General features: G+C 42.4%; 13 protein-coding genes and 1 riboswitch. Of the genes, 2 read left to right on the top strand and 11 right to left on the bottom strand.

The features are described 5' to 3' along the window. Positions 1 to 18: 18 nt before the first annotated feature. From L2737_RS04055 to L2737_RS04010, 10 genes are all read right to left on the bottom strand, one after another. Complete coding sequence (locus tag L2737_RS04055; protein ID WP_248954880.1) at positions 19 to 3,150, bottom strand: ExeM/NucH family extracellular endonuclease; 3,132 nt, start codon at positions 3,148 to 3,150, stop codon at positions 19 to 21. A 34-nt stretch (positions 3,151 to 3,184) separates the two neighbouring features. Next, the gene (locus L2737_RS04050) at positions 3,185 to 4,237 is read right to left on the bottom strand and encodes a porin (RefSeq protein ID WP_248954879.1); all 1,053 of its coding nucleotides are present in this window, start codon (positions 4,235 to 4,237) and stop codon (positions 3,185 to 3,187) included. A 1,122-nt stretch (positions 4,238 to 5,359) separates the two neighbouring features. Next, entirely contained in the window at positions 5,360 to 5,995 is a 636-nt protein-coding gene (gene cobO / locus L2737_RS04045) for a cob(I)yrinic acid a,c-diamide adenosyltransferase (RefSeq protein ID WP_229369364.1), read from the bottom strand. Beyond that, positions 5,992 to 7,635 (bottom strand): cobyric acid synthase, encoded by a 1,644-nt coding sequence (locus L2737_RS04040; RefSeq protein ID WP_248955109.1) that lies wholly within the window; start codon positions 7,633 to 7,635, stop codon positions 5,992 to 5,994. Before L2737_RS04040 ends, cobO begins: the two co-directional genes overlap by 4 nt. A 207-nt stretch (positions 7,636 to 7,842) precedes the next feature. Then, on the bottom strand, positions 7,843 to 8,439 hold the full coding sequence (cobU, locus tag L2737_RS04035; protein WP_248954878.1) for a bifunctional adenosylcobinamide kinase/adenosylcobinamide-phosphate guanylyltransferase: 597 nt from the start codon (positions 8,437 to 8,439) through the stop codon (positions 7,843 to 7,845). Continuing rightward, entirely contained in the window at positions 8,439 to 9,215 is a 777-nt protein-coding gene (locus tag L2737_RS04030; RefSeq protein ID WP_248955108.1) for an adenosylcobinamide-GDP ribazoletransferase, read from the bottom strand. Before L2737_RS04030 ends, cobU begins: the two co-directional genes overlap by 1 nt. Positions 9,216 to 9,287: 72 nt before the next feature. Continuing rightward, a complete protein-coding gene (gene cobT / locus L2737_RS04025) occupies positions 9,288 to 10,355 on the bottom strand; it encodes a nicotinate-nucleotide--dimethylbenzimidazole phosphoribosyltransferase (protein ID WP_428848376.1) in 1,068 nt (355 codons plus the stop codon). A 4-nt stretch (positions 10,356 to 10,359) separates the two neighbouring features. Beyond that, positions 10,360 to 11,472 carry a FecCD family ABC transporter permease gene (locus L2737_RS04020; RefSeq protein ID WP_248954876.1) on the bottom strand — a complete coding sequence of 371 codons (1,113 nt, stop codon included), beginning with the start codon at positions 11,470 to 11,472 and terminating at the stop codon, positions 10,360 to 10,362. Beyond that, positions 11,469 to 12,299: an ABC transporter ATP-binding protein gene (locus L2737_RS04015; RefSeq protein WP_248954875.1), complete on the bottom strand. Its 831-nt coding sequence runs from the start codon at positions 12,297 to 12,299 to the stop codon at positions 11,469 to 11,471. Before L2737_RS04015 ends, L2737_RS04020 begins: the two co-directional genes overlap by 4 nt. 135 nt (positions 12,300 to 12,434) lie before the next feature. Beyond that, a riboswitch (cobalamin riboswitch) is annotated at positions 12,435 to 12,628 on the bottom strand. A 149-nt stretch (positions 12,629 to 12,777) separates the two neighbouring features. Next, the gene (locus tag L2737_RS04010; protein ID WP_248954874.1) at positions 12,778 to 13,680 is read right to left on the bottom strand and encodes a histidine phosphatase family protein; all 903 of its coding nucleotides are present in this window, start codon (positions 13,678 to 13,680) and stop codon (positions 12,778 to 12,780) included. A gap of 462 nt (positions 13,681 to 14,142) precedes the next feature. Here L2737_RS04010 and metH point away from each other — a divergent pair, with 462 nt between their 5' ends. Further along, on the top strand, positions 14,143 to 17,859 hold the full coding sequence (gene metH / locus L2737_RS04005; protein ID WP_248954873.1) for a methionine synthase: 3,717 nt from the start codon (positions 14,143 to 14,145) through the stop codon (positions 17,857 to 17,859). Positions 17,860 to 18,345: 486 nt separating this feature from the next. Here the strand turns inward: metH and L2737_RS04000 are convergent, their stop codons facing one another. Next, positions 18,346 to 18,501 carry a hypothetical protein gene (locus L2737_RS04000; RefSeq protein WP_248954872.1) on the bottom strand — a complete coding sequence of 52 codons (156 nt, stop codon included), beginning with the start codon at positions 18,499 to 18,501 and terminating at the stop codon, positions 18,346 to 18,348. A gap of 1,153 nt (positions 18,502 to 19,654) precedes the next feature. Here L2737_RS04000 and L2737_RS03995 point away from each other — a divergent pair. Further along, a complete protein-coding gene (locus tag L2737_RS03995; protein WP_248954871.1) occupies positions 19,655 to 19,984 on the top strand; it encodes a hypothetical protein in 330 nt (109 codons plus the stop codon). Positions 19,985 to 20,006 lie beyond the last annotated feature (22 nt).

Genomic DNA, 20,006 nt, shown 5'->3' with positions numbered 1-20,006 from the left:
TCATCTTTTCAGTTCAACTTATTTTTGATTACGGCGACGCAGCGCTGCAAAACCAAATAAACCAAGAAGACTCAATAGCCCGGTACTTCCGCCACTGCCATCATGTTTTTCTTCAACGATTTCAGCAACAAGTGCATCTCGACTAGACACTTCAATATCCAGTGAAATACTTGAACCTTCAACAGTATTACCATCACGTTCAAGTGATACTTTGGCTGTATACCTTGCCGATGGCGCACCAAAGACTTCGAAGTTCACTAATGTTGCACCGTCTTGGGTTAACACCACATTTGGCTCAACTAATTGGCTCAAATCCAATTGGGCATCATCATCTTTTGGCGTAAGCTTGATTTTGGCTATATCACCCGCCATCGCGCCAGCAGCCTCAGGGATCTGATACGGCACTTTCATCAACTTATTAAGGTTAGTGAGATAGAGAGGCGTGCTTGAATCAGCTTCACCAGGGAGGTAACTCAAGGTCACTAGTGCTGGATCATGATCCGAAGAGCGGAAATGGTCTTCAGCATAGAACTTGTTATATTCATTGCTGTAATCGCCTTTGTACTCATTGTTGTAATCATAAAGGCTCGATTCAGCAGCATTAATGTGCCAATCCGAAGCATCGATCACACGGTCTTCTAACGATGGTGAAATCAAAATATGGTCCAGTGAACCGACTTCATCGTTATATGAGTAACTCCAAGGTGTTTTACCTTTTTCCTCAAAGACTTTTGAAATAATATCGATGTAACCATAGCTTTGTGTAATAGCTACAGGTGAACCATCAGTATTAAATTGCGGCTTAGTTCCCACGAAAGTATGGCTTGCCGCCATTAACGCTTTATTACGTGGGTTTTCAGTCAATACTAATAATGGATCTTCTTGAGCGTAGGCATTTAAGTCGCCTAAAATAATAGTATCGCCTTCAACAGACTTTAGCTCTTCAGCTAAATGTACTGCACCAGAAATACGGAACTCAGAACATGAACCTTGGAAGTCTAAATCTGGGGCATCATCTGTCCATGTAGTAGCATCGCCAAATTCAACACCTTGCCAATCTTCCCAACATGTTGAACCTTTTGATTTAAAGTGATTAACCGCTAAGGTTAAGCGCTTACCAGTTTGGTTTACTTTAAAGGTCACAACCAATGCATCGCGATGATAATTTTGGCCACTTTCTAAAATTTCATCTCTACCGTCTTTGATAACTTCATTGTTATCATTAACGATAGTCGGCGCTTTTTGCTGTGGCATTGTCACCACGCGAGTACGTTCGATACTTAACTTACTCGGACGATAAATAATACCGGTTGCAATTGCATCCGAACCCAATGCATCTAACTCATCTAAAACACCATTGCCGTTATGGTCAAAACCAACAAACACATAGCGATTTTCTGTTGAGTAAGGCTTGTCATGATTATTCGCGTACTCATCGTTGTAGTACACGTTGACTTCATTGACGAGGTCAGCAACAGCACTCTTTAAGCCATAACCATTGTTTTCCATTTCCATCAAACCAACAACATCAGCATCTAACGCACGAATCGCTTCTACTAACTTGGTTTTTTGTTGGATGAACTCGTTATAAGTGTCAGCCCCACGGCTTTGACCAAACTGGTTCTGATCGCCCCCAAATGGAGAATTAAAGTAATTAAACAAGTTTTGACTGGCGATACGGATAGCAAACTGGTCATCTGCAACCGTTTCATCAATATCAGGGCTGTCTGTTCTTGGCAAATTATGGATAAAGTTGGTACTGGTTAACTCGTTAGTTACCGTTAGGCTGTAATCACCAAAGCTATAGCTAATCACACCTTGCATTCCAACAACACTGTCATCGATGCGAATGTAATTATCTTGTGGTGCAATGCCAAAGTTAGGGTAATAAGGGATACTGTCATTATCCGCTTTAGTCGCACTTTCAATGACTAAACGGTAGTCATCATTTTGCGCTGCAGCAGCAATAGATTCAGGCGTGCCGGCAACATTCAGCTGGTTCGGCTGCATGTTCGGACGCAAATATGCTAGCGTCATATTGTTACGGTAGCTATCGTAATTAAAGCTAAAGCTACGTGATACTCGCATATCATAAACGCCATCCGCTTGAGGGCGTAGATCTTCCGGTAAGTTAACTAACATACCTTCATAGCGGCCAAGCGTTGTTGCGAACGAGCCGCCATCTGAGTCTAAAACTTCAATATCAGTTGCTATTGTTGCGGTAAAGTCACTGTTAGTGATTTCCCAGTTTTCAGCCATCAATTGTGTTTGGCCGTAGCTTTCTGCAACATCGCTGCCTAAACAAACAGTACGTCCAACTAACTCGCTATCTGCGCTGCCACTTTCAACAAAAATACCATCTGAAGTTAATGGATTACCATCAGCAACTTCATCACGTAAATAAAAGCCTTTCTTTGGCAACTCAACAACAGCTGTAACAACACCTTGTACTGCTACATTTTCGCCTTTAAGCGGTGATTCCCCACCTGTACCTTGGATATCACTAATACGGGTTAAATCAGCACAAACAAACGGCACATATGACTCGGCAAGGTTTGGAGCACCAACCGTCGTCATGTCTAATGGGCTAATAACTTCCCATTGAGATGCATCAAAAGTGCTAGACGGTGCAGGTGCATTACCTTCAACATCTTGGCGACGACGTAAAGTCGTATCTTCAGCCCAAACACTAGTATTGTCTGCAGCACCTACACGGTCGATGATGGTATCGCCATTTTTAATGTAAAAACCATCATTACCACTTAGGTAGAAGTCAGAGTAATTACCATTACCTTCACCAATCACATAATCACCACCGTTGTCGGTAATAATTTTCTTATATTCGTCACTAGCAGCGATATTAAGAACAACAATTGACTTACCGGCGTCTACGGTAATGCCTGTTAATAATGGCTCACCCGCAGCTGATAACATTTGATTTTCATACTTGCCGTTACCCCACATAAATGCAGCAGTATCATCGGTAAACGTAAATGACTCAGTAGCATGGGTATTGGTGATTTCAACAGAGCCAACTTCAGCTCCATAATTTTTCTGTACCATTTCAGTGATCAGTAGATCATTAACGCCTGCGTTAGCACCGACACTGATAACACTGGCAATGGCCAGTGAGAGAAAAGTTTTCTTCATAGTAAACTCGATATGTTTTTAACTGGAAATGAAACTAGAAATACATGCGTGCGTACGCATATCCGGCTTCTGGGGCTTCGCCAACACGGCCTTCAACAGACAATACGATGTCTCGGGTAGGACGATAGTTAAAGCCGACACTCGCCCAACGACGGTCTTTACCATATTCAGCGGGCAAACCGGTATAGTCGTAGTTAGGGCTTTCTACATCCCAGCTTTCATATTGCTCATGGTTTGCTGACGCAATAATTTCCCACGACTCTGTTAGGTCGTATTTACCACTAAGGGTCACACCATAGTTTCTGAAAGTTTCATAAGCTAAGTGCACATCGCCACTTTTGCGAGTGGCTAAGTCTTCATCTTCAATAAAACCGTTTAAGCCTAATGCAATATCATCAGTCAGTTGTACGCGCATACCTAAGCCAAATAACTGTTGCTCGCCATACTTAGATTCACCTTCAGAGCCGCCACGAGTCTCAAGACCTACAACAACAGAGACTACATCGGTCATCCAACCAACATAACCATTAACGATATCGCCTTGTGGTGATCCGTTCTTATGTTTACCTTCATAAGAATATGAAACGCCATAAACAAGGTTTTCGAATTTAGCTTCGTATTTAACCGTGTTTTCTTGATCGCCAGCTTCGCCCGTTTCTACCGATTTATTGAAGGTAAAGTCACCAAAGTGATCATATTCATCAAATGCGGTATCGGTTAAGCCAAGTTCAATCCAATGATTGTCATCAAACACATAACCGACATATAACTTATCAATAGCCAACTCAAATTCACCGTCACCACCAAGCCAATTTCTGCGTTGATAATCCAGCTCTAGTCGGTAGATGTAGTTTGAACGTTGCCCTTTAATGCCCATAGTGGCAAAGCTGTCGTCTACATACCCTTTGGTATCGTAAAACTCATCGTGGTTATAATCTGAATTGGTGCCGAAATGACCTCCGACACCCACTTCACCGTATAAATCTAGGTAATCACCATTGTCCTTTTGTTGTAATGTCGCAGCTTGAGCTGCTGATATACAAAATAAAGAGGCCAATGCGACTGCAACTGTAGTTTTTCTAAGCATCGCGTTTATTTCCATTAGTGAACTTCAACCTTTAGCTTGTAGGTTGGATTCTGACTTAATTATTATTAATGTGAGGTTGATTTATCGGCGAGAAGAATATCTAAAGGATTATCCATACAAGTAAACTCATATAAAATCAGGCGAAAGACATTCAAGAATGAAAAACAAACGGAAGCATGTTCATTTGTAAAAATGACAACATTTCAAAATACTCAAAAATCAAAATGTAAATAAAAATTATATTTAAATGGATGAGCTCTAATATTTATGTATTAGGCATTCCCACAAACTAATTTTACACAACCGCAACACATGCTTAATTATTAATCACAACAACCAGAATTAATCAACATTGGAATATTAAGTAAGTTACAGCACCATAGCAAGGCGACCAATATGAGCTACATCACAAAAACAATGCCGCCAATTAATTTAACAAAACAAAAATACCACTTACATTACATAAACTTAAAACCAATATGACGATACAGTTACAGACAAGTCATTTATCAAGATACAGAACAATAAGGTTAAACATTAATAACCACCAAAAATAAATCACAAGCAAATAATAAACAGCTAAAAAACATAAACCAATAAAAACCAACCCAAACAAAGATTTAATTAAAAATAATGTAAAACATAAAAGTCACACCACAACTAAAAACAGTACGAAATAGAGAACAAATAAAAATTAAAACATATTTAAAATAAGATACAATTTCATACAAAGCGTTACTTTAAAGGTTTAAATCCGAGTAATTGATAAAGGTAAGCTAATAAAACAAGCCGTTCAAAATCGAGTTTAAACAAATTAAAATTAACATCCTCCCCAAAATGCATAAAAACACCTGAATTAACTTTTATTCAACATGCAGCATCACTGAGGCTCATATAAATTCAAACCCAAATATTCAATCAAAAGCGATAAAAGTGAGCTCACAATGTGCAGTGCTAACTAAAAAGGAAGTGATAGTTGAAGGAGGTAATAGGAGAAAGTGATGGGTGATGGCAGTAGAACTCGCTAGATGTGAAAATTGGTATATTAAAATAATCCTAGTCATAGATGCCGTTAAGTGAGTTTGACGACTCAACGACACCTATGAATTCATGCTCACTGTCTTAATAATCAAAACCCAGTTGGGCTTTTATACCATCGTTAAAGGCATGTTTGATGGGTTGTACTTCACTAACCGTATCTGCAAGTTCGATGATTTCACGGTGACACGCACGGCCTGTAATAATAACGTGCTGCATTTTAGGACGATTCTTTAGCGCCTCTACAACACGTGCTAATTCAATATATTTATAGGTCACCATGTAGGTTAACTCATCAAGTAACACCATATTAATAGATTCATCTTTGAGTAACTTTTCAGCGTCTAGCCAAGCGGACTCAGCTGCAGCAACGTCCTTCTCTCTATCTTGAGTTTCCCAGGTAAAACCTGTGCCCATGACATAAAACTCAACACCCACTTTTTCAAGTAAGTTACGTTCGCCGCACTCCCAGCCACCCTTGATAAACTGAACCACTGCAGCTTTTTGTCCATGGCCAACACAACGGGTTACCGCGCCAAAACCGGATGTTGATTTTCCTTTACCGTTACCTGTCAGCACCAATAAAATACCCTTCTCTTCTTGAGCCGCTGCAATTTTTGCATCTACGCCTTCTTTGAGTTTTTGCTGGCGCGCTTTATGACGCTCAGCTTTAGTATCTGCTGCTTCATTGTTATCTAGGTTATTGTCAGACTGTGTCATGCAAGACTTCCTGTTAATTTGTCCATATCAAGATGCGCTTCTAGCACATCAGCTAATCTATCTAATTGCTGCTCTCTTATCTGATTGATATCCACCGTTTGAGCCTGTGCTAACCCTGCCCAGGTTAATATCAATTGGCACGCTGTTGGGCTATCGAACAGCCCATGAACATAAGTGCCCAAAATTTGGTTATCTGCGGTTACACAACCTTCTGAATAGGCTTGACCTGCAACGGCTGTAGCTGTGGTTGTGGTTGTAATTGTAGTTGTGGTTTTAGTTGCCGTTTCTGTTTTGGCTGCATCGTCAATTCCAGTATTATCTTGCGACTGCAAAGATAAAGGCTGACTATCATTTGGGTTAATGAACTCGCTTTGCCCACAGTGGATTTCATAGCCATTGACACTAGCCAGCTGGCCATCCAAGGTTAATTCTCCACTGACCTGTTTAAGAATTTTATGTTCGCTAAGCACGGTCTTCATGTTAATTAATCCTAGGCCGTTACTGCTACCAGCGACATCTTCGATACCATTTGGATCGTCAATCTGCACGCCTAACATCTGATAGCCGCCACAGATCCCAACCACTTTACCGCCATAACGTAAGTGCCGATTAACTGCTTTATCCCAGCCTTGAACACACATAAAAGCTAAATCGGCGCGGACATTTTTACTGCCAGGAAGAATAATAAGATCGGCACTTGGAAACAGCTTATTACTCGCTTGGGTTTGCATACTCACATATTGAAAGTCCACATAAGGGTTTAATCTCAGAGGGTCAAAGTCGGTATGATTGCTTATTCGTGGAAACACTAATACCAGCACTTTAATTTTCTGTTGCGCTTGCAACTGATTCGATGAGCTTGGTGAAGACTCATCAATAGATAAGTCTGAATTAGGAGCATCAACGGAAGCATTAGGAGCATCAACCAGGGCATCTTCTGCATCAAGATGTAAATCATGTAGGTAAGGTAAAACGCCTAACACAGGTTTATTGGTATAACTTTCTAGCCAATCAATGCCTGACTGTAACAAGCTAATATCACCTCTAAAGCGATTAATCACAAAGCCTTTAACTCTCGCTTGCTCAGACAAACTTAATAACGCTAATGTACCAACTAGGTGAGCAAATACGCCGCCTTTATCAATGTCAGCGATAATAATCACTGGGCAATCTACTGCTTCAGCAAAGCCCATATTAGCAATATCGCCTTCGCGTAAATTAATTTCTGCAGGGCTGCCTGCACCTTCAACAACCACCATTTCATACTGAGAAGTTAGCCGTTCAAACGACTGCAATACCGCGTTCATTGCAACCGACTTATAGTTACGGCTTTCTGGCCCGAAAAAGGCTTTGGCTTCAAGTGTGGATAGCGCTTTACCGTGGATAATAATCTGCGCGCCCGTATCTGAGCTGGGCTTAAGTAACACTGGATTAAAGTCGGTATGAGGCTCGAGATAGCAACCCACAGCTTGCAGCGCCTGAGCGCGACCAATCTCACCACCATCACTTGTCACAGCACTGTTTAATGCCATATTCTGTGGTTTAAATGGCGCGACTTTAGTGCCCTTTCTGGCAAATAGCCGACACAAGCCAGCCACTAAGGTGCTTTTACCAGCATCTGAAGTTGTACCTTGCACCATTAAGATTGAGGCAGCCCCAGCCTGATAACTATGATCAGTAACATCATTACTAAACTCGCTAATGACTTTTTCGTCTTCAGCCAGGGTTGAGTTTTCTCGATTGCTCATTGATGCCAATCATCCTTCATGCTTTGCTGTTTATGATGCATTTATTACCAATAATTCAACGTCGATAGGCAATAAGTTGGGGATTTTTTTAATAACTGTTTATTTAAGCGCTAATGGCAAACCCGCGACGACTAAAGTCACTTTGTCAGCTTGCTCGGCAATGGCTTGATTTAGCCAACCCGCTTCATCGGCAAAACGACGTGTGAGTTCACCTAATGGCACAATGCCAGAACCCACTTCGTTACTGATAAAAATGATATGACCTTTGAGCTGTGGTAAAGCGTTAAGCAAAGCAATTTTTTGTTGCTGCCATAAATCATCTACACCATTGCGGTGGGTTTCTTCGCTAGCAACTAAATGGTTGGTTAAATAAAGCGTTAAGCAATCAACCAGAATGACCTTATCAGCAGCACTTTGTTCCATGAGGGTGGATGCTAATGCCAGTGGCGACTCAATCAATAACCAATTCACTTTAGCATCAACACGGTCTTGTTGGTGACGTGCGATACGTTGACTCATTTCTTCATCTAGTGCAGTTGCTGTGGCGATATAAATACAACTGGGGCTTTGCGCTGAACATTGCTCAGAAACCTGTTCAGAAACCTGTTCAGAAACCTGCTCAGCATACGTTGCCGCTAAGGTTTCTCCATAACGACTTTTACCTGAACGCGCGCCACCTAAAACAAGATGGATCATTAATTCAATCCTATGGTTAACATGATGCAGTAACACATCAGTTCACTAATTTGTTGAGCCGCACCTAAGGTATCGCCTGTGTATCCACCAATTTGACGATTGAATCCCCAAATCAATAATTGTCTAAGCGCAACTAATACCAGCAACAACACAAATGCCACAAGGCCATTTAAACAAGCTAAGACGGCAAAACCACTAAGACATAAAATCAATAAATCATTAATATGCTGGTGCTGTGCTAACGGCTTAGATTTACTACCATCATCTTCAGTGACATATTGCTCAGAGAAAATCATACTCGCCGCAACGACTCGACTTAAAGAATGTGCCACAATCAGCGCAATTGCCGCTTTTAGTGGACTATAAAGTGCAATTTCAACCAATAGTTGCCACTTTAATAGTAAGGTTAAACCCACTGCCAAGGTGCCATAAGTGCCAATGCGGGAGTCTTTCATGATCTTTAATTTGTCAGCAACTTTCCAGCCACCACCAAAACCATCTGCGGTATCTGCTAAGCCGTCTTCATGAAAACCTCCAGTCATTAATACGCTAGTAATAATGGCTAAGATCACCGCAACACTATTGGGTAAAACAAACTGACTTAACCAAAATACCAAAGCACTCGCAGCACCCACAATTAAGCCCACTACGCCAAAGTAACGGCTGGCTTTATTGAGCTTATCGCTATCAAACTCTACCCATGCAGGAATAGGAATTCGAGTAAAAAAACTCATTGCAATAAGCAGTAAGTTTAGTTGTTTCCTGAACCAGCCCATATTGAAATAGGAGCCGATATCTGAACCCTGAGACATTCTCTAATCCTTGATAGCGTTAATGTTAATAGCAGCCTAAACCACATTGCTCACACCAGCATTTTCAAAACTGGCCATGTCATTGTAAAAATTAACAGCTGATTGAATAATCGGTAACGCCAGTGCTGCTCCCGTCCCTTCACCAAGTCTTAGCCCTAGAGATAAAATCGGTTGAGCATCTAACGCTTGCAGCATTTTGATATGACCTTGCTCATCTGATTGATGGGCAAAAATTAAATAACCTCGCGCATCTGGGTGCAGTGCTACCGCTGCTAATGCTGCTGCAGTCGCGATAAAGCCATCAATCACCACCAGCATTCTCTTTTCAGCCGCAGCTAAAATAGCCCCAGTCATTTGCACAATTTCAAAGCCGCCCAAACAAGCCAAAACATTAACCGGATCATTAAGATTATTACGATGTAGGTTCATCGCCACAGTTAATAACTCGGTTTTTAATGCAAACGCTTCATCGTTAATACCCGTACCGCGGCCAACACAATCTTTAATATCTAATTTTAATAAAGCTGCCATGACAGCAGCGGCAGATGAGGTATTGCCAATGCCCATTTCACCTAAAGCAATTAAATTACAACCTGAATCATAATGGCGCTGCACCACTTCATTGGCATAGCTAAAGCCATCTTTCACTGACAATAAGCTCATTGCAGGCTTTTGATGAATCGCTTGGGTGCCTGAGCCGAGTCGATGATTAGTCACACTTGGATGGTCACTTGGGGTGAGCATCCCGCAATCAATCACTTCAAGGTTTAAGCCCATTTGACGACAAAAGACATTAATTGCCGCACCGCCGGAGGCAAAGTTTGCCACCATTTGTTTGGTTACTTCACTCGGTGCAATTGACACCCCGTGGGCTGCAATACCATGATCCCCTGCAAAAACTAACATTGCAGGTTCTTTAATCGACAATTTGTGTCTGCCATTAAATTGTTTGGCAAACTGCACTTGAGCAATTTGCTTTGCCAAGGTTTCTAAAAGACCTAGCGCGCCCAAAGGCTTAGTTTTTTGGTTTATTTTATGTTGGATCTGCTCATCGATATGATGGTTAACCGGATCTACTGCAAACATTTTTATACTCCAAAACAGCGTCTTAACGACGATGGCGTAAAACAAATAGGAAGAACACACTACCAATAGCAGCCGTAATAATCCCAACAGGTAATTCTTGGTTAGCCAGTAAGCAACGGGCGAGTACATCTATCCACACCATAAATAATCCACCGACAAGTGCGGTAATTAAAATAGGCTGCTGCCCAGGGAAAAGTAGCCTAACAGTATGGGGGATCATTAAGCCCACAAAGCCAATACCGCCGCAACTTGCCACGAGTACGGCGGTGATTAATGAACACAATACCAACATATACAAACGCAGCTTGGCGACATTTACCCCCAATGAGTGGGCACTTTCATCGCCAGCCTGTATCGCGATAACTTGACGTTTAAATGCCAATATAATCAATATACTGGCGGATACCACCACAGCGGGTATCACCAGACCTTGCCAACTTGCTTTGGCAAAACTGCCTAAGCTCCAAAACAGCACTGACGCCGCAGCTTGCGGGCTAGAAAAATACAATACCAAGCTGGTCAGTGCGCCAAACATGAATGAAGTAGCAACACCGGATAACAGCATTCTTTCAACTTGGCTTGCGCGGCCAAAACCCGATAAAGACAACACCAATAACACTGAAAAACACGCACCAATAAATGCCCCTATGGGCAAACTGAGTGATGACCATGACCACCAGGCATCATGACTAAACCAGCCAGAACGCAGTATCGCCTCGGCTAAGTGGCTACCAGACTCCGACAGCCATTGCTGCACTAATCCTTGGCTACCAAAAAAACTCAGCACCAATACTGCGCCAAAAGAGGCACCTGAACTTATACCAAATAAATAGGGATCTGCTAACGGATTTCGCGTGACAGTTTGCAACACACTGCCCGCGAGCGCTAAACCTGCGCCAGCAATAAAGGCTAATGCAATTCGAGGTAAACGTAACTCAAACACAATTCGTTGCGTTAAGGCATTAGTGCTGTCAGCATCAGCGCCTAAAAAAGGTGAGGTAAATAAGCCAAGTACTTGCTCAAAACTAATGTTTGCAGCGCCAAAGCTTGATGCTGCAATAGGTGTCGTTAGGGTTAATAATGCGGTCGCAAAAATTAATAGCTTATATTTCATCGATGATGCAGCTAGGGTCATAAACTTGCCTCTGTTTCATCATCTTTACTATGACCACCACTTTGATAGCCATAAAAATAGGTAATCAAAGGTTTGCCGTGTTGAGGGTGTTTGGACACTTGGCAACATACCCCGAATACATCACCAATAATGGCTTCAGTTAACACTTCATCTGGTAAACCTTGCGCAATGCACTTACCTGCATTTAACAGTATTAAGCGATCGCACACAGCACTGGCTAAATTCAAATCATGAATAGAAGCAATCACACTGATCCCAAGTTGCCTAACTAGCTCTAAAATTTGGATTTGATAACGAATATCCAAATGATTGGTCGGTTCATCAAGAATCAGCAGCTGAGGTTTTTGCACAATCGCACGGGCAATTAATGCTCGTTGTTTTTCGCCACCTGATAACTGCTCATATTGCTGCTTGGCCTTTAATTGCAAACCAACTTTGGTAAGTGCATCAGCAATATCTTGTTTATCCGACGGAGAATCACTTTCAAACAAGCCTTTATGGGGCGTTAACCCCATTGCGACAATTTGCTCAGTGGTCATTTCAAAATAGTGCGGAGTTTCTTGCTGAACGACTGCCACTTGAGTCGCCAGTTGCTTTTGGCTAAAGCCATTAATGTTACGGCCAAAAAGCTTCACATTGCCTTGCTCTGGGGTGATATAACGATAGAGACAACGCAGTAAGCTCGACTTACCGGCGCCATTGGGGCCAATCAGTCCAAGCATTTCTCCCTGGTTTTGGCTAAAGCTGACCCGAGAAAGGATCTGATTATCATCAGCAGACCAACTGAGGTGTTCAACGTTTAACGCTGAAGGGATATCTGCACTCATATCTTTGTCGCCTTAGCGATAACGCCTACAGCGCTAGCGATAAAAAATGCATTAATACCTGATAAGGAAAATGAACGAATAAATAACATTAACACTCCGCCTAAGTCACCCGCTTAGGTTGCATAACGCTGTTAAACAGCAAAGAAAATAACGCTAGGTATCTGACTTAGTGGGCAAACGAACAAGCTAGCTTGTTATTTAATGCCACATCACAGTTGCGGGTACAGTTCATGCTAATCATCATAAGTAACTTATGAATGCCATGATTCCCTATTCATTTACTGGCTATCGAGTTTTACTAACGACAAAGCAGTAAATTAACGTTATTACATTTTAAACAAACAGTGATTATTAAGTGCTTGGCTTGCAAGCGGTTAAACTGTTCTCGCACTATTGTACGATATATCTCACCGAGTTTATGACCTTTTAACGATAATCTTTTAGTGATTTAGCTGCACAAGTTTTGCAGGTGATTAATTTAACTCGGCCAATGTAATCGGTAGACGGGTTTACTGTCCGCAGGTTTTGTCATTGATTGCATCGATTCAATTTCAGAAGCACAGTTAACTGACTGTTTAGTTACTGCCAGTTCTGGCCAATAAACATCAATCACCACTGTGGCGCCGTAATCTATCGCCAGCTGTGAATACAAACCAGCGCATTGTTCAAGCCCTAAAATATGACTCATGATGCAGCGGATCACGCCGCCATGGGTGACAATCAAAGCAGTCGCTTTCTCATTCTCAGTAGCAGTGCCATTATCAAAGTCAGTATCAGAATCAGAATCAGGCTCAGGCTCAGGCGCTGAAGCAAGGCTTGATTCAGCTGAAACCTGTTCATTTAATTGCTTCAAACTTGATAACTGAGCCGCAAGTTGACCAGACACCTCGGCGAGTCCATTAGTGACTCTAGCTTCAAACTCAAGCATCGTTTCGCCATTAGGTGGCGTATGCTTCCAAGGGTTAGTCCAATAACGATCTACAGCTTGGCCGTCATGTTGGTATAAAGCATCAAACGTTTGCCCATCCCAATCACCAAAATCTACTTCTTGAAATTGCGGCATCTGTATTACTTCAGCTAACAAGCTGGTTTGGCAATCAACCTCACGCTTGTTAACAGGTTCATTAGCATTAAGTTGTTGGCTGAAGCTGCGGTTTTGATTTATATCAGCGACTAAATTTTGGGCAAATTGCTGGCAGCGTATTAAAGGAGAGCTGTATATCGTTAGCGGAGCAGCCTGCAAAGCCCCGCCTAATTTTTTTACGCTAGCCTCCATGGTGGCCACGCCCAAAGGCGTAAGCGCAACATCGGTTTTACCACGTAAAATATTGCCACCTTCGCACTGACCATGACGCAGTAATATCATTTTGGCTTGTTGCATATTAACGCTTCACCCTTGTTTCGTTTCGTTCAGTTCAACTCAGTTCAGTTCAGTGCAACTCAATTCAGTGCAACTCAGCTCAATTCACTCTGCTTAGTGCCCTCATTCTGTTTCGTGCCTTCATTCAGTTCAAGCATGCACTCAGCTAACAGCCAGCCATTATCAAGCGTAAATCATTCACTTCTGACGATTATAAAGATTTCATAGACACTGAATTTAATCTAGCGTCCAGCTTACTTGTGTAATGCGCTTGCTCTTACAATCTATTTAAACGTATTATGGACGTCTATACGTTTAAATGTCCAAACAAATCTTGATGATGAATATTTTTGCAGGGATTTTTCACTTGTCAGCGCCTTTTATCAAATCAATAAAGGTATGCTAATGAGCGTTAATCGCACTGCCTCATCATCATATTGCTGGCCAATAGCACCAACTAATAAGTAATAAAGGTAATCAGTTATGACGAAGTCGACTTCCTACAGTCAGGTTCTTGAGCAACTTACCAATACGCTAAATGAGCGCATTGTAATCCTTGATGGTGCCATGGGGACCATGATCCAAGACTACAAATTGGAAGAAGCTGATTATCGTGGCGAGCGCTTTAAAGACTGGCATTGCGACGTAAAAGGCAACAACGACATGTTGATCCTAAGCCAACGTCAAATCATTAAAGACATTCACACCAAATACATGTTGGCTGGCGCCGACATTATCGAAACCAATACCTTTAATGCCACTACTATCGCCATGGCCGACTACGACATGCAGTCGCTATCGGCTGAAATGAACTTAGAAGGTGCTCGCGTTGCACGTGAAGCAGCTGATGAAGTGGCAGCGCAAACAGGCACGCCACGTTATGTTGCTGGTGTTTTAGGCCCGACAAACCGTACCTGTTCTATCAGCCCAGATGTAAACGATCCAAGCTTTCGTAATGTCAGTTTTGATGAACTGGTCGATGCGTATGTTGAATCCACCAGCGCCTTAATTGAAGGCGGCGCGGATATCATCATGGTCGAAACCATCTTTGATACCTTAAACGCCAAAGCCGCTTTATTTGCCATTGAAAAAGTCTTCGATAACTTGGGCGACCGCTTACCCGTGATGATATCGGGCACCATTACCGATGCGTCAGGCCGTACACTCACAGGACAAACAACCGAAGGTTTTTATAACTCATTGCGCCACATTAAGCCGCTTTCAATCGGTCTTAACTGTGCATTAGGCCCTAAAGAGCTGCGCCCTTACGTTGAAGAATTATCACGTATTGCAGAATGTTTTGTCTCTGCGCACCCTAATGCGGGTCTACCAAACGAGTTTGGTGGTTATGATGAAACCCCAGAAGAAATGGCTGAAGTGATTCAAGATTGGGCGGCCGATGGCATGCTCAATATTGTCGGTGGCTGTTGTGGTAGTACGCCTGAGCATATTAATACCATTCGTGAGTCTGTGATAAATCACGACCCACGTAAACTGCCTGAGATCCCAGTAGCTTGTCGCCTTTCAGGACTTGAGCCATTAACCATTGATGGCAACTCATTATTTGTTAACGTGGGCGAACGTGCCAACGTCACAGGTTCAGCTAAGTTCCTACGCTTAATCAAAGAAGAAAAGTTTGAAGAAGCACTCGATGTGGTGCGTGAACAAGTCGAAAACGGCGCGCAAATCATCGACGTCAACATGGATGAAGGCATGCTCGATGGCGCCGAGTCGATGAAAAAGTTTTTAAACTTAATCGCCTCTGAGCCTGATATTTCTCGTGTCCCTATCATGATTGACTCATCAAAATGGGAAGTGATTGAAGCTGGCCTTAAGTGCGTTCAAGGCAAGTCGATCGTTAACTCTATTTCGATGAAAGAAGGCGAAGAAGCCTTTATCAAACAAGCGACCTTAGTGAAGCGTTATGGCGCTGCAGCCATCGTAATGGCCTTTGATGAAGACGGCCAAGCCGATACCCGCGCTCGTAAAACTGAAATCTGTACCCGTGCTTATCGCGTTTTAGTCGATGTAGTTGGCTTTCCACCTGAAGACATTATTTTTGACCCGAATATCTTCGCCATTGCTACGGGTATTGAAGAGCATGACAATTACGCAGTCGACTTTATCGAGTCGATTAAAGACATTAAAGCCACCCTGCCTTATGCAATGATTTCAGGCGGTGTATCAAACGTCTCGTTCTCGTTTCGTGGTAACAACCCAGTACGTGAAGCGATCCACGCAGTGTTTTTATACCATGCGATTCAAGCCGGTATGGACATGGGGATTGTTAACGCGGGTCAGTTAGCTATATACGATGATATTGACCCAGATTTAAAGCAAAAAGTCGAAAATGTGGTGCAAAACCTACCTTGCCCCGTCGCTGACTCGAGCAATACTGAACAGTTACTCGATGTTGCTGAACGCTTTCGTGGTGACGGTAAACAAGTGGCTAAAAAAGAAGATTTAGCTTGGCGAAGCTGGCCTGTGGAGCAACGACTTTCACACGCATTAGTGAAAGGCATTACTGAATTTATCGACCAAGACACTGAAGAAGCACGCCTACTCGCCACCAGACCACTGGATGTAATTGAAGGCTCGTTAATGAACGGCATGAACGTGGTCGGCGACCTATTTGGCGCTGGTAAAATGTTCCTGCCGCAAGTGGTGAAATCAGCGCGAGTGATGAAAAAGGCGGTTGCTTACCTTAACCCTTACATTGAAGCCGAAAAAGTCGAAGGCCAATCAAACGGCAAAATCTTAATGGTCACAGTGAAAGGCGACGTGCACGATATTGGTAAAAATATTGTCGGCGTGGTACTGGCCTGTAACGGTTACGAAGTGATCGATTTAGGCGTGATGGTGCCCGTTGATAAAATCATTGAAGTCGCGGTAGCTGAAAACGTTGATATCATTGGCATGTCAGGCCTTATCACCCCAAGCCTTGATGAAATGGTGCATAACGTTAAAGCCTTCCATAAAGCAGGTTTAACCATTCCATCGATTATTGGCGGCGCGACTTGCTCAAAAATTCATACCGCCGTTAAAATTGCGCCACACTCACCCACTGGGGCAATTTACATTGCCGACGCCTCACGCGCCGTACCTATGGTGTCAAAACTGATTAATAATGAAACCCGTCAAGCCACCATTGATGAAGCCTATAATGAATACGATGTGATGCGTGAAAAACGCTTATCGCAAACCAAACGTAAAACCATCATACCCATTGAGGCAGCGCGCGAGAATCGTTGCCAGCATGACTGGGACAACTACACGCCGTTTACCCCGAATGTATTAGGTCGTCAGGTCTTTGATGATTACCCACTTGAAGACTTAGTTGATCGCATCGACTGGACGCCATTCTTCAGAAGTTGGGAATTACATGGCCGTTACCCTGATATTTTAGACGACAAGATTGTAGGTGAAGAAGCCCGCAAACTATACGCCGATGGTAAAGCCATGCTTAAAACCATCATCAGTGAAAAGTGGCTCACCGCAAAAGCGGTTATGGGCTTATTCCCAGCCAACACCGTCAACCACGACGACATTGAGCTATACACTGATGAAACACGCACCGAAGTTGAAATGACCACCCATCACCTGCGTATGCAGCTTGAGCGTGTCGGTAATGACAACTTCTGTTTATCAGATTTTGTTGCGCCAAAAGACTCTGGCGTTGCCGATTACATGGGTGGCTTTGCTGTCACCGCAGGTCACGGTATTGATGAACATGTCGAGCGTTTTGAAGCGAACCATGATGACTACAACGCCATTATGCTTAAGTGCCTAGCCGACCGTTTAGCCGAAGCCTTTGCCGAACGTATGCATGAACGCGTCCGTAAAGAGTTTTGGGGTTACGCTGCCGATGAAATATTAGATAACGAAGCGCTTATTCGTGAAAAATACAAAGGAATTCGCCCAGCGCCAGGTTACCCAGCATGTCCTGATCATACTGAAAAAGGCTTATTGTGGGATTTACTTAAGCCCGATGAAACTATCGACCTTAATATCACTGAAAGCTATGCCATGTTCCCAACCGCCGCAGTATCAGGCTGGTACTTTGCCCATCCGAAATCACGCTACTTTGGGGTGACGAATATTGGCCGCGATCAAGTTGAGGATTATGCCAAGCGTAAAGGCATGAGCATGGAAGAAGCGGAAAGATGGTTGGCACCGGTTTTGGACTATGATCCTGAGTAGAGAGTGATGTTGAGTAATCACTGATTACTCTTTGTTAGGATTCCAAACTTCGTTTGGATTAAAAATGTGGCCTATGAGCCACATTTTTTATGCCTAACGTTTAGCCTTTGAGGTATCGGCTATTATTCTAAAATCGCACCTTCATGGTTATCAATTGCCTGCCGCAGGCTTTCGTGCAAGCACAGCTGTGACACGCTGCAAGTTCATCCCTGAAAGCTCGGCCATGACGTCCATGTCATGGACGGTCACAGCCGCGCTTACACCTGATATTCTATCTCTTCGATTTAGTCTTATTTGTGACTACAATACGTGTAAACAGCCCTATCATTAAAGAAAACCTTGATGCCTACACGGTATTTTTATTTGATAACTGAGAATGCTTAAAGGGATACTATGATCCTACTAATTTTAACGAAAATAGCTGAACTTTTACCTAAATATTTTCTAATATATCTATAAAAACGCCCCATTTAAGGGGCGTCCTTCTTACCAAGGTAAGTTACTGATGAGCATTTCGATAAACTGCATCGAAGCGATCAAAACAACTGAAAAGCGGCTATTTTCAAACCACTTAAATGAAATCATGTGATGATGTATATGGTGTACTACCACATGAATATCTTTAGCTTTGTTGCTTTTCATTGTTCCTCCTTATAATTTGGAGGGGCAAAAACTACTTTACTTGGCAACTGACTATATTGTAAGTTATCTTTAACGGTAATCCGTTTATTGATAAGAAAGAAAAGTAATTGACCCCTTGGTTAATTGCAATGTGGTGGATTACCGTTGCCGCGGTAATTCATCACTCCCTTTTCGATATCCATATCTTCGTTTACACATAATGCTAAATCTTAAACACCCACTATATCTAGTATCAATCCATTGATTTATATCCAAGATAGTGAGGTTGGCGCGATTTTGCAAGCAAGATTCGTGGCAAAACCTGTGGATAACTTATGTGTGCTGAAACAAGTTAGTAAGAGCTAACCTGCAACCTTAAATTCATCTTTAAGTTTTTATTTGTGGTGAAATTCTAAACAAAAAAATGGAAATTTTGTTCGACACAATATTCAGCGAACGATCGTTTTTATATTAAAAAAGATTGCATTTCCGATTTATTTTAATTCAGCCATTACTTACTCTCCCTTACGACAATTATCAAATAAAGTCAGACGCTGGATGATTCCCCCGTTGGAAGTGTCCGAGTGCGTTAAGTGAATTGACGTGAGCTCGGCATAGATGCCGAGATAGCCTCAGTTGAGCCATGGATGGCGAATCTGAGGCGGTAGTCAATTAACTTAAATTAGCACAAGGAATAACACTTCGTCGGGGCGGCATGGGTGATCCAAGAGGGGGATTGCTGTTGTTCCCCCTCTTGGTCGGGTGTGGGCGAAGCGCCACGACTTACCTTGGCCGTAAGGCCAAAATAAGTGGGGACAAACTCTGACCAAACATATTTTGAAGTCATTTGGGATGGTGTTAAAAAATGCATCAAAGTCGGCCTCCTGCAGATGTCACTTTCTCCCCTGATAATATCACCACTGATTAAGCTATTTTTTGTATTTTCGGTTTGCTAATTAAGGGTTAGCTAAACTCACTACTTAGGTGGTTAAAATGACTAATTGTTTATTTATCACACAGAAATAAAATGAATATCATTTGATTTACTTTTGATATTCTTTTGACCAAAACCATTTAAAACCACTTTGAATCAGTCACTTAAGCGTTCATTTAAAAACTTGGCACGCAGTTTGTAATAACCTAGGTGTACCCCATAATTGAAAAGGAAGACACCATGTTTAACTCAAGCTCAAATACAAATTTAGTAGCTCGCTCAGCATCTACAAAAACTAACCGTACATTTAAAAAATTAGCGTTAATTGCCGTGATTGCAACAGCAAGTGTTGGCGCTCAAGCGAATGAATTGAGTAGTGCTGATGTCGTAAGTGCATTAGAAACACGTTTTACTGAAGCAACCACAGAAATGCTACAAACTGCGAAACAAGAAATTACTTTGAATCTGCAAAGTCACATCGCAGAGCAACTATTTGAACTGAGTTCTTCTCTTGAGTTGACTGAATCAGTAACTGAGCCAGATACAGCATTAGTCAGTAATGAGGACTAATAAATGGATTTAATGATGTTAC

It is taken from the genome of Shewanella electrodiphila (genome assembly GCF_023283985.1).
GTDB lineage: Bacteria > Pseudomonadota > Gammaproteobacteria > Enterobacterales > Shewanellaceae > Shewanella > Shewanella electrodiphila.
This window is presented reverse-complemented; position numbering and strand designations above follow the sequence as displayed.

Excerpts from the sequence above, each read along its gene's own strand:
- L2737_RS04050 (WP_248954879.1), bottom strand. The coding sequence starts at position 4,237 with ATGCTTAGAAAAACTACAGTTGCAGTCGCATTGGCCTCTTTATTTTGT.
- L2737_RS04040 (WP_248955109.1), bottom strand. The coding sequence starts at position 7,635 with ATGGTGCAAGGTACAACTTCAGATGCTGGTAAAAGCACCTTAGTGGCT.
- L2737_RS04020 (WP_248954876.1), bottom strand. The coding sequence starts at position 11,472 with ATGACCCTAGCTGCATCATCGATGAAATATAAGCTATTAATTTTTGCG.
- metH (WP_248954873.1), top strand. The coding sequence starts at position 14,143 with ATGACGAAGTCGACTTCCTACAGTCAGGTTCTTGAGCAACTTACCAAT.
- cobU (WP_248954878.1), bottom strand. The coding sequence starts at position 8,439 with ATGATCCATCTTGTTTTAGGTGGCGCGCGTTCAGGTAAAAGTCGTTAT.
- L2737_RS04030 (WP_248955108.1), bottom strand. The coding sequence starts at position 9,215 with ATGGGCTGGTTCAGGAAACAACTAAACTTACTGCTTATTGCAATGAGT.
- cobO (WP_229369364.1), bottom strand. The coding sequence starts at position 5,995 with ATGACACAGTCTGACAATAACCTAGATAACAATGAAGCAGCAGATACT.
- L2737_RS04010 (WP_248954874.1), bottom strand. The coding sequence starts at position 13,680 with ATGCAACAAGCCAAAATGATATTACTGCGTCATGGTCAGTGCGAAGGT.
- L2737_RS03995 (WP_248954871.1), top strand. The coding sequence starts at position 19,655 with ATGTTTAACTCAAGCTCAAATACAAATTTAGTAGCTCGCTCAGCATCT.
- L2737_RS04055 (WP_248954880.1), bottom strand. The coding sequence starts at position 3,150 with ATGAAGAAAACTTTTCTCTCACTGGCCATTGCCAGTGTTATCAGTGTC.
- L2737_RS04015 (WP_248954875.1), bottom strand. The coding sequence starts at position 12,299 with ATGAGTGCAGATATCCCTTCAGCGTTAAACGTTGAACACCTCAGTTGG.
- L2737_RS04000 (WP_248954872.1), bottom strand. The coding sequence starts at position 18,501 with ATGAAAAGCAACAAAGCTAAAGATATTCATGTGGTAGTACACCATATA.